General features: G+C 42.2%; 1 protein-coding gene. It reads left to right on the top strand.

The window, feature by feature from the left end; translation table 11 throughout:
* Nucleotides 1-403: 403 nt before the first annotated feature.
* The gene (locus ACED46_RS21910; protein WP_017064543.1) at nt 404-1,192 is read left to right on the top strand and encodes a lipase; all 789 of its coding nucleotides are present in this window, start codon (nt 404-406) and stop codon (nt 1,190-1,192) included.
* Nucleotides 1,193-1,326 lie beyond the last annotated feature (134 nt).

Below are 1,326 nucleotides of genomic sequence, written 5' to 3'. Positions count from 1 at the left end.
GCGAACGCCGAGGGATTTTAAATCCCTTGTGTCTACCAATTCCACCACCAGGGCAACGCAATCTTGCGAGGCCGATTACTGAAAAGTAAAAACACCATCTCTCAGCGACCTAAGCCGTGAGAACGAGGTGTACTTTAACGGAAGGAAAAAATTCGTCAACAATAAATTTTATCTTTTAATTCAAGTGATTAATTATCGAACTCAAAAGAATAAATTTAGTGCAGCTTGTACGGTTCTTATACTTGGATTTCTAATTTAAACGGACAAATCACTGACAACCATTGATTCAAATACCAATTGAATGCGGTGATTTTATTGTTTTAAACCAAGCAAATGGCGTTTTCATGTGCTTTTCACATTCAACGATTAGAGTTTGAAGTAACTCTTATTAAGAAGTAAACATGTGAAACCACTAAAACGATATCAATATGAGCGCTATGCCGTTCTTTGTAACCTCGCCTACCCTAGAGTTTTTAAGCAGACTCGCTATGGTTTTGACCCTAATGGACAACGCATCATCAAGAACCAGTTTGGTAAAACCATGATTAGAGTGTTGTGGAGTAGCGACAAAGATGAAGTGGTTGTGGTAATCAAAGGATCGCACAGTATCTCAGATTGGCTACTAACCTTTGCTCTATGGACCAGAAGCTGTAAGAGAATTGGGCTCAATTATCGTGTGCATGCGGGTTTCTACCATCTAATGTTTCAAGAGAGCCAGCCAAGTCGTAATGAAGATAAGCTTGGCTTAACCGTTATTGAGCGCTTGGAAGCCACGCTCACACCTCTCATCGAACAAGGAAAAAGAGTGTCTATTACTGGCCACTCTTCCGGAGGCGCTATCGGTTGTGTCTTCGCTGATTACTTTGATCAAAAGTACCCAGGCTGTATTAAACGAATAGTGACTTTTGGCCAACCCGCCATTGGTGATTGGAGCTTTCGAAAGCACTATCGCATGAGTAAGAAGACCTACCGAATTTGCTGTGACATCGACATCGTGACCTTCATGCCACCGGTTCCTTTGCTCTATTGGCATGTAGGTAAAGTGCTTTGGCTTTATAACGGACGAATCTATGAGAACACTCCTACATTAATCCGCCTTGGTCGCTCTATCTTTAGTTGGCTGATAAGACCTTTCTCTTACCACTTAATGAGCAAGTATATCCGTAACAAAGATTTCTTTGATAAGCATTGAAATGGGTACGTAGGAAGCTTTTAGCGGGGTCAAAAACGAAAAAACCAGTCACTAGGACTGGTTTTTTCTGAATGATGGCGGCGCCTCCCGGAGTCGAACCGAGGTCCACGGATTTGCAATCCGCTGCATAGCCA

The organism is Vibrio sp. 1S139 (assembly GCF_041439475.1).
Taxonomy (GTDB): Bacteria; Pseudomonadota; Gammaproteobacteria; order Enterobacterales; family Vibrionaceae; genus Vibrio; species Vibrio crassostreae_C.
Note: the sequence above shows the minus strand (reverse complement) of the source record. Positions and strands in the feature narration are given on the sequence as shown.